The sequence below is a fragment of the Amycolatopsis sp. NPDC089917 genome, assembly GCF_040684635.1.
In the GTDB taxonomy this organism is placed as follows: domain Bacteria; phylum Actinomycetota; class Actinomycetes; order Mycobacteriales; family Pseudonocardiaceae; genus Amycolatopsis.
This window is the reverse complement of the sequence record NZ_JBFBGL010000125.1, coordinates 1-9,102: the sequence shown is the minus strand read 5'-3', so window position 1 is coordinate 9,102 and position 9,102 is coordinate 1. Positions and strand designations below refer to the sequence as shown.

The 9,102-nt window shown below is 70.2% G+C and carries 6 protein-coding genes; 4 read left to right on the top strand and 2 right to left on the bottom strand.

Annotated features, from left to right (window positions below; all coding sequences use genetic code 11):
• Positions 1-283: 283 nt before the first annotated feature.
• Positions 284-1,930, bottom strand: coding sequence for a DNA repair helicase XPB (locus AB0N89_RS40545; protein ID WP_364216923.1), 1,647 nt, complete (start codon positions 1,928-1,930; stop codon positions 284-286).
• 86 nt (positions 1,931-2,016) lie between these two features.
• Here AB0N89_RS40545 and AB0N89_RS40540 point away from each other — a divergent pair, with 86 nt between their 5' ends.
• Positions 2,017-2,649 (top strand): hypothetical protein, encoded by a 633-nt coding sequence (locus AB0N89_RS40540; RefSeq protein ID WP_364216920.1) that lies wholly within the window; start codon positions 2,017-2,019, stop codon positions 2,647-2,649.
• Here the strand turns inward: AB0N89_RS40540 and AB0N89_RS40535 are convergent.
• Entirely contained in the window at positions 2,646-3,605 is a 960-nt protein-coding gene (locus tag AB0N89_RS40535; protein ID WP_364216917.1) for an ABC transporter substrate-binding protein, read from the bottom strand. The genes AB0N89_RS40540 and AB0N89_RS40535 overlap by 4 nt on opposite strands.
• 191 nt (positions 3,606-3,796) lie before the next feature.
• Here AB0N89_RS40535 and AB0N89_RS40530 point away from each other — a divergent pair, with 191 nt between their 5' ends.
• The 3 genes from AB0N89_RS40530 to mdlC all read left to right on the top strand — a co-directional run bounded on the left by AB0N89_RS40530 (position 3,797) and on the right by mdlC (position 8,894).
• Positions 3,797-6,526 (top strand): nitrate- and nitrite sensing domain-containing protein, encoded by a 2,730-nt coding sequence (locus AB0N89_RS40530; RefSeq protein WP_364216914.1) that lies wholly within the window; start codon positions 3,797-3,799, stop codon positions 6,524-6,526.
• 16 nt (positions 6,527-6,542) lie between these two features.
• Entirely contained in the window at positions 6,543-7,220 is a 678-nt protein-coding gene (locus AB0N89_RS40525) for a copper homeostasis protein CutC (protein WP_364216911.1), read from the top strand.
• A gap of 90 nt (positions 7,221-7,310) precedes the next feature.
• A complete protein-coding gene (gene mdlC / locus AB0N89_RS40520; protein ID WP_364216908.1) occupies positions 7,311-8,894 on the top strand; it encodes a benzoylformate decarboxylase in 1,584 nt (527 codons plus the stop codon).
• The last annotated feature ends 208 nt before the right edge of the window (positions 8,895-9,102 follow it).

Sequence of the window (9,102 nt, the reverse complement as noted above, 5' to 3'; positions counted from 1 at the left end):
GGTTTTTGGTTTAAGAACCCGAATCGCCACTCACGACCCCACCCCAAGCGGCTCTCGCCGGTCACGTCCGGTGGCAGGCGGGTGCCGGAGCCCTCGCGAACGCCACTTTCGCAACATCGTCGTCCCGCGAGACGCACCTGGCCGCGGAACTCCAGGGCGCGACCAGCGGGACGACACGTGTGACTGGACGGAGGACACGCGTGATCAGACGGACGACACGCGGTGAGACTCCGGGATCGAGCGGGACGACACGGGTGACCGCTCGGTCACGCGGGAGTACCGGTCACATCGGGCGCAGCAGATCGTCCGCGTCCACGATCCGGTACGCGTAGCCCTGTTCGGCCAGGAACCGCTGCCGGTGCGCCGCGTACTCCGTGTCGACGGTGTCCCGCGAGACGACCGAGTAGAAATGCGCCTGCCGCCCGTCGCCCTTGGGGCGCAACAGCCGTCCGAGCCGCTGGGCCTCCTCCTGCCGCGAGCCGAACGTTCCCGAGATCTGGATCGCGACCGAGGCCTCCGGCAGGTCGATCGAGAAGTTGGCGACCTTCGAAACGACCAGCGTCCTGATCTCGCCGCGCCGGAACGCGTCGAACAGCTCCTCGCGTTCCTTGTTCCGCGTCGCGCCCTGGATCACCGGCGCGTCCAGCTCGTCGCCGATCATCTCCAGCTGGTCGAGGTAGGCCCCGATGACCAGGGTCGGCTCGCCCGGATGCCGGTCGACCAGGGATTTGATCACCTTGGTCTTGGTGTCCGCGGTCGCCGCCAGCTTGTACCGCTCCTCGGCCTCGGCCGTCGCGTACGCGAGCCTCTCGGCGTCCGTCAGCGTCACCCGGACCTCGGTGCATTCCGCCGGCGCGATCCAGCCCTGCGCCTCGATGTCGCGCCACGGGACGTCGTACCGCTTCGGGCCGATCAGGGAGAACACGTCGCCTTCGCGCCCGTCCTCGCGCACCAGGGTCGCGGTCAGCCCCAGCCGCCGCCGTGACTGCAGGTCCGCGGTCATCCGGAACACCGGCGCGGGCAGCAGGTGGACCTCGTCGTAGACGACCAGGCCCCAGTCCCGCGAATCGAACAGGTCCAGGTGCTTGTACTCGCCCTTGGTCTTGCGCGTGACCACCTGATAGGTCGCGATGGTGACCGGCCGGATCTCCTTCTTCTCCCCGGAGTACTCGCCGATCTCCTCCTCGGTGAGCGAGGTCCGCGCGACCAGCTCCCGCTTCCATTGCCGTCCGGCGACGGTGTTCGTCACCAGGATCAGCGTCGTCGCCTTCGCGTGCGCCATGGCCGCCGCGCCGACGAGGGTCTTGCCCGCGCCACAGGGCAGCACGACGACGCCGGACCCGCCCGCCCAGAACGCCTCCGCGGCCTTGCGCTGGTAGTCGCGCAGCTCCCAATCGCCCTCGTCGAGGTCGATCGGGTGCGCCTCGCCGTCGACGTAACCGGCGAGGTCTTCCGCGGGCCAGCCGACCTTCAGCAGCGCCTGCTTGAGCCGTCCGCGTTCGGACGGGTGCACGATGACGGTGTCCTCGTCGATCCGCGCGCCCAGCATCGGGCTGATCTTCTTGTGCCGCAGGATCTCCTCCAGCACCGCGCGGTCGATGGTCGACATGACCAGGCCGTGCGCGGGGTGGTTGGCGATCTGCAGCCTCCCGAACCGGCCCATCGTGTCCACGATGTCGATGAGCAGCGGCTGGGGCACGGGGAATCGCGAGTACGTCGTCAGCGCGTCGACGACCTGTTCGGCGTCGTGGCCTGCCGCGCGGGCGTTCCACAACGCCAGCGGCGTGATCCGGTAGGTGTGGACGTGCTCGGGCGCGCGTTCCAGCTCGGCGAACGGCGCGATGGCGATCCGCGCGTCGTCGGCCTGGCTGTTGTCGACCTCGAGCAGGACGGTCTTGTCGGACTGGACGATCAGCGGGCCATCGGTCACATCCTCCTTTATACGTTCCGGCCACACCGGCACCCGTCGCGGCACCGCTGGTGGAAGGATGTGCGGCAGGTGAGGAGGAGGGGACCTTGACGACTACACCGACCGGCGGGACGCCCGAATACGACCCGTTCAACGCGCCCGCGCCGATGCCCGCGATGCCGGAGGTGGGGCCGCCGACGCCGTTCCCGAAGCCGCCGCCGATCAGCGTGCTGGCCAAGGTGTCCATCGTCTTCGGCGTCATCGCCGCGCTGGGCCTGGGGAGCCTGGTCGCCTGGGGGATCTCGCAGTCGGGCAGATTCGCCACGGTCGAGGCGGGCAAATGCCTGTACCTGACCGACGAGGCGGGCGGCGGCCAGAGCTACACGACCGCCAGCTGCTCCTCGAACCGCGCGACCTTCCGCATCGACGACGTGCGTCCCGGCTCCTCCGAATGCCGTGGCTCGGACTACGTCCAGTTCGAGCTGTACGGGAGTTCGTCCAGCAAGAGGGCCGAAAAGACGCTCTGCCTCGCGCTGAACGTCGACAGCGGGGACTGCCTGCGCGACGTCGTGCACGAGACGCGGATCGCGAAGGTCCGCTGCACCGACATCGGCGCGGAGGCGCGGGCGTTCGTGATGAGCGGATCGTCGGCCGACTGCCTGTCGGACGACACCGAACTCCGCTACATCGGCCCACCGGCCCGCACCGTGTGCCTGAGGCCTACCGGGGAAAACATCTAGGAGCGCGGCACCATCGACTGGACGTCGAGCCGGGCGCCGAGCATGCCGGAGTTGTGCATCAGGTCGGCGACCCGCTGCAGCCGGATGCCGTTGAGGGACACCGGGTAACTCCCGAGCGAGACCAGTGACGCCGTGGTCCGGTCGATGTCGGAGAACGACGGCAGCGCGTCGCGGACGACGACCGGGTCGGCGGCCCGCACCTGCGCTTCGCCGAGCACCTCGCGGAACACCGCGAGCGTGCGGGCGTTGCCCTGGCCGAAGCCCCCGGTCGAAACGTAGGACGACATCGGGAAGTCCAGCGTCGCGCCGCGGGCGCCGTCGGCGAGGATGCTCGCGCCGAGTTCCTTCTCGGCCCTGGTGATGTACGGCTCGACCATCCACGCGGCGTCGACTTCGCCCGCCTGGAGCGCCTGCGGCATCCGGTCGAACGGGTTCTGCTTGAACTGGACCCGGTTCACGTCGACGCCCGCGGTGCCGAGGACCGAACGCGCCACGAGCACGCCGACGTCGTCGAGCATGTTCACCGCGATCTTCGGCGACTTCTTGAGCGTCGGCTCGGTGTAGTCGGAGCCGGGGAGTGTGACGAGCGCCATGGTGTTGCGGCCGGCGGTGTAGGCCTCGCCCTGCAACTGCAACGCCGTCCCGGACGCGGCCGCGCGGAAGATGGAGACGTCGCTGGCGAACGCCAGGTCGATCTCGCCCGCGGAGAGCTTGCCGATCGCCTGGTCGGCGGGGACGTCGACCAGGGTCACGGAAAGACCGGCGGCGGTGAACTTCCCCTCGGCGACGGCGACCCGCAAGGGCGCGGTGTCGATGGGGCTTCCGACACCGATGCGCAGTTCCGTCCGTTCGAGTGGCGCGTCGGTACTTGCGTCACCATCGGAAAACACTCCGCAACCGGCCGTCGCCAGCAGAGCCGCTACCAGCGGAATCGCCAAGACGCGCATCTTCGTCACCGCTCACCTACCGAGAGAATGTGCTCCTCCTTCTGGATCGTATGGTCCGTGCCCCATACGATCGCGTGCGGGAGACGCCGGATTGCGCGGCTTTCGATCGTTCTCGAACCTTGTTACTCTACAGTAGGTTCGGGCTCTCGTCCCCGATGTCAGCCATGGGAAAGGGTCCCGTGGTGGGAAAAGGAAACCAGGTGGCCCGTCGCGACAAGCGTCCCCGTGGGGGCGACGCGGCGGAACGACACCCTCGCGTCGGTGGCCGCTGGCGGCTGCGGAACTGGCACCTGCGTACCAAACTCTTCGTGGTACTCCTGATTCCCGCGCTCGCGGTGGTCGCCCTCGTCGGGCTCCGGGTCGACTCGGATCTGCGGGATGCCCGGCAGCTGGCCGAATTCGCCACCCGCGGCCGGGTCGACAGCACCGTCGCCGAGGCCGTGCACCAGCTTCAGCGCGAACGGGACCTCACCGTCCGGTTCGTCGCGGGCGATCGCAAAGGCGATGTGTCCGAATTGACCGAGCAGCGCAAGCGCGTCGACGAGGCCATCGGCACCTTCGACCGCACGCTCGGCGAGAGCAAGAGCAGGCTCGGCGACAAGGCCGCGACCAGTCTCCAGCTGACCAGCGACCGGTTGCGCGTGCTGACCGGGCTCCGGTTTTCCGCGGAACACTCGGCTTTCCCCGCCGACGCGGTGCTGCGTTCCTACAGTGAACTGATCTCCGGCCTGCTCGACATCAGCGATTCCACCGCCGCCGACGTGTCCGACCCGGATCTGGGCAAGCTCCGCCTCGCGGGCAACGCGCTCGCGCGGGTCAAGGACCAGATGTCGGTCAAGCGCGCGATCATGGCCGCCGCGCTCGCCCAGGGCGGCCTCAGCCGGGACCGGACGCGCGCGCTGCTCGGCGCGGAGGCCGAACTCGCCGCCGCCCGCAACGACTACCGCACCTTCGCGACGCCCGAACAGCAGCGGATGTACGACGACACGGTGATCGGCCTGATCGTCGACATGGGCAACGACATGGTGGAGTCGGCCCTCATCCGCGCCGAGAACAACCAGGGTCTCGGCGGCCTGGACGCGAACCAGTGGGACACCTCCGCCACGTACACGGTCAATCTGACCCACCAGGTGCAGCAGGCGCTGCTCGTGCAGCTGCAAGAACGTACGGACACCCTTGCGGCGCAAGCGAGAACGTCCGCGATCTGGGACGGCGGCATCGTGCTCGGCGTCCTGGTGGTCGCCGGTGTGCTCTCCGTGATCATCGCGCGGTCCCTGTTGCGGCCGCTGCGGATCCTGCGCCGCAGCGCGCTCCAGGTCGCCGAACACCAGCTCCCGGCGGCCGTCGAAGGTCTGCTGAGCGATCCCGAGCCACAGCCGGAAAACCTGCGGCGACGGCTGGCCGTCGCGCCGGTCCCGGTGTTCAGCCGCGAGGAACTCGGCCAGGTGGCGCGGGCGTTCGACGCGGTGCACGGCGAGGCCGTCCGGCTCGCCGGGGAACAGGCCATGCTGCGGGAGAACATCAACGCGATGTTCGTGAACCTGTCGCAGCGGAGCCAGGATCTCGTCGAGCGCCAGCTTTCCGTGCTGGACCGCATGGAGGCCGACGAACAGGACCCCGACACGCTCGCCGGTCTCTTCGAACTCGACCACCTCGCGACGCGGATGCGGCGCAACAGCGAGAACCTGCTGGTGCTCTCCGGGACCGACGTCGTCCGCGAGGACGGCGGCGCGGTCGTCGCCGACGAGATCATCGGCGCCGCGCTGTCGGAGGTCGAGCACTACCAGCGCATCGAACTCGGTGCGGCGCCGCGGATCGCGGTGCGCGGCGAGGCGGTCAACGACCTCGTGCACGTGGTGTCCGAGCTGCTGGAGAACGCGACCCGCTATTCGGACCAGAGCACGATGGTGCAGGTCGAGGGGCACGAGACCGACCGCGGCGAATGGCAGATCGAGATCACCGACCACGGCGCCGGGATGCCGCAGGCGGAGATCGACCGGACCAACACGCGGCTGGCGAACCCGCCGGACGTCGACGTCGAGGTCTCGCGGCGGATGGGCCTGTTCGTGGTCGCGACGCTGGCCGTCCGGCACCGCATCGACGTCCGCCTGCGGTCCGCCGACGGCGGCGGGATCACCGCCGTGGTCGTCGTGCCCTCCGCGCTGATCGTCGAAGCGCCCCGGCCCGCCCCGATGCCGGAACCCCCGCCCGTCGTGGTCGCCCCCGAGCCGGAACCCGAACCGCCGCTGGAAGTCCCGCCGCTGTCCGAACCGGAGGAGAGCGCCGACGAGTCGCGGTTCGCGCCCGTGCTGGATCCCGGGCCGTTGCGGCGCGCGCCCGTCGTCGAGCGGGAAACCCAGCCGGAGTGGCCTTCGGCGGACGACGACGCCGTCAACCACCTCGAACTGGACTCGCCGACCGAGCGGATGCCCAAGTACCAGAGCGTGCTTTCGCAGTGGTTCGACCACGGCGGCCCGCGCCAGGGACCTTCGCCCGCCGAGCCCGGTCCGCCTTCCCTGCCGTCGTTCGAGCCGGTGAAGGCGGCGGAAGCCGCGGCGGAGAGCGCCGCGAGCGAGGAACCCGCGCGGGATCCGGACGAGCCGACCGAGCCCACGCTGAAGCCGCTGGAACCGAAGCCGACGGCGCCGAAGGAAGAGGCGCCGGAAGCCAAGGCGCCGGAGCCCGAGCCGGAGCACGCCTGGCCGACGTCCGCCGAGCTGGAACAGGAGGACGGCGCGGAGGAGACCTGGCCGGTGCTGCCCGCCGTCGTCCCCGAAGCCCGGTCGCAGGACGACAGGCCGGAGAAGCCGCTGGGGGAGAGGCCGATACTCTCACTTTCCCCAGAAGCGGTCCGCGAACGGATGACCAGCCTGCAAGGCGGATTCCGGCGCGGTCGCCACGCCAGGGGTGAAGACAACCCCTCGGCTTAAGCGAATTGGAAGATCCATGAGTTCGAAAACCGGCCTGCTGGAAGTGATCGCGCTGACCGCGGTGGACGCGGAGCGCGCACAGGAGGGCGGGGCCGATCGCCTCGAACTGGTCAGCGACATGGCCAGCGACGGTCTTTCGCCGTCGGCCGGGACGCTGCGCGAGGTGCTCGCCGCCACCGATCTCCCGGTGCGGGTCATGGTGCGCGACAACATGTCCTTCGCGGCCGGCGACCTCGACGGGCTGCGCGCGGACGCCGCGCGGCTGATCGACGCGGGCGCACGGGAGTTCGTCTTCGGTTTCTTGGACCTGGACAGCGAAATCGACGTCGACGCCTGCGAGGCGCTGGTCAAGGAGCTCGACGGTCTGCCGTGGACCTTCCACCGGGCCATCGACCGCGCGCGGGACCCGTTGCGCGCCTACGACCAGCTGGCCGCGCTCGGCTGCGACACGGTGCTCGCGGCCGGGCATCCGCACGGCGTCGCGCACGGTCTTTCGGTGCTGCAGCGGCTCGCCCGCCGCGAGGACGGGCCGCGGCTGCTGGTCGGCGGCGGCCTGCGGGCCCAGCAGGTGCATCTGCTGCGGGCGGGCGGGGTGCGCGCGTTCCACGTCGGCAGCGCGGTCCGGCCCGGCGGCTGGGAGTCCGATGTGGACGTCGCCGCCGTTCGCGAGTGGGCGGCGCTGGTCAGGGACTAGACCATGAACACCGGGTCAGGTCCAGACCACACACGGTGACATGAGGTTGCATCTTCAACTATCGCCGTCCGACCAGATACCGTGTGCGCCATGGCTACCCGCACCGTACGTGACGCGACCAGGGAACTGCTGCGTGAACTGGGCCTGACCACGGTTTTCGGCAACCCCGGTACGACCGAGATCGCCTTCCTGACGGAATGGCCGGACGACTTCACCTACGTGCTCGCGCTCCACGAGGCGTCCGTCGTCGCGATGGCCGACGGGTACGCCCGCGCCTCGCGACGGCCCGCCCTGGTGAACCTGCACTCCGCGGGCGGCGTCGGCCACGCGCTCGGGCACATCTTCACCGCCTACCGCAACAACGCCCCGCTGATCATCCTGGCGGGACAGCAGACCAGGTCGCTGCTGCCGGACGACCCCTTCCTCGGCGCCGTCGAGGCGACGAACTTCCCCAAGCCGTACGTGAAGTGGAGCTGCGAGCCCGCCAGGGCCGAGGACGTCCCGGCGGCGCTGGCCCGGGCGTATCACATGGCGACGCAGGCGCCCATGGGTCCGGTGTTCGTCTCGGTGCCCGTGGACGACTGGGACGTCGAGACCTCGAAGCCGATCATCTCCCGGCCGGCGATCCGCGGCTTCGCGCCCGATCCGTCCGCCTTGGACGAACTGGTGTCCGCCTTGGACGCCGCCGAACGCCCGGCGATCGTGGTGGGCCCCGGCATCGACGGCGAGGGCGCCGTGCCGGACGTCGTCGCGCTGGCCGAAAAGGTGGGCGCCGGGGTCTGGGCGCCGCCGATGGGCGCGCGCTGCTCCTTCCCGGAGGACCACCCGCAGTTCTTCGGTTTCCTTCAGCCGGAACGGAAAATGCTCGCGAGCGCGCTGGTCGAGCACGACCTCGTGGTCGTCATCGGCGCCCCGGCGTTCACCTACCACGTGTACCGGGGCGAGTCGGAGACCGCGCTGCCGCCGCTGTTCCTGATCAGCGACGACGAGCAGATCCTCGCCAGGGCCGCCGAAGGCACCGGGATCCGGGCGACGCCGAAGCTCGCGATCCGCGCGCTGCTCGACCGCGCGGCGCCGCGTCAGGCGCCGAAATCCCGCACCCGGCTGGAAAAGCCCGCCGCGGCCACGCCGATCACGCCGGACTTCGCCTACGCCACGATCTCGGAGGTCCTGCCGGACGACGCGATCGTCGTCGAAGAGACGCCGAGCCACCGCAACGAACTGCACGACCACCTGCCGATCAAGTCGACCGACACCGGCTTCCTCACCGTCGCCAGCGGCACTCTGGGCTACGGCCTCCCGGCCGCCGTCGGCGCCGCGCTGGGCCGCCCGGACCGCAAGGTCGTCGCCATCCTCGGCGACGGGTCGAGCATGTACTGCGTCCAGGCACTGTGGACGGCGGCGCAGCACAACCTGCCGGTGACGTTCGTGATCTTCGACAACTCGGAGTACGCCGCCGTGCGCATCCTCGGCGAGGCCGCGGGCGGCGAGAAGGTGCCGGGCGTCGACCTCGGCGGCATCGACTTCCCCGCGCTGGCGAAGAGCCTGGGCCTGGGGACGTCGGTCGTCGAGAAGGCCGAGGACCTCAAGCCGACGCTGGAAGCCGCGCTGCCGGACGCGCGGCCGCACCTGGTGCACGTCCGCATCGACGCGAACCCGCGCACTCTGTACTGACACGCTTAAGCGGGCGCGCGCGTCACGCCGCTTATCCCGCGTCAGGTCCGTGAAGGCCTCCTTGAGGGCGAGGTGCGCTTCGCGGCGGACACGACCTCGGTGCCGGAGCCGACTTCGGCGATGGTGGGCGCGAACGCGGCGAGGAGGCTCGCGGCGACGAACACCGCCGAACCGGCGAGCAGCGGCCCTCGCCTGCCCCATCGGTCGG

Excerpts from the sequence above, each read along its gene's own strand:
- mdlC (WP_364216908.1), top strand. The coding sequence starts at position 7,311 with ATGGCTACCCGCACCGTACGTGACGCGACCAGGGAACTGCTGCGTGAA.
- AB0N89_RS40525 (WP_364216911.1), top strand. The coding sequence starts at position 6,543 with ATGAGTTCGAAAACCGGCCTGCTGGAAGTGATCGCGCTGACCGCGGTG.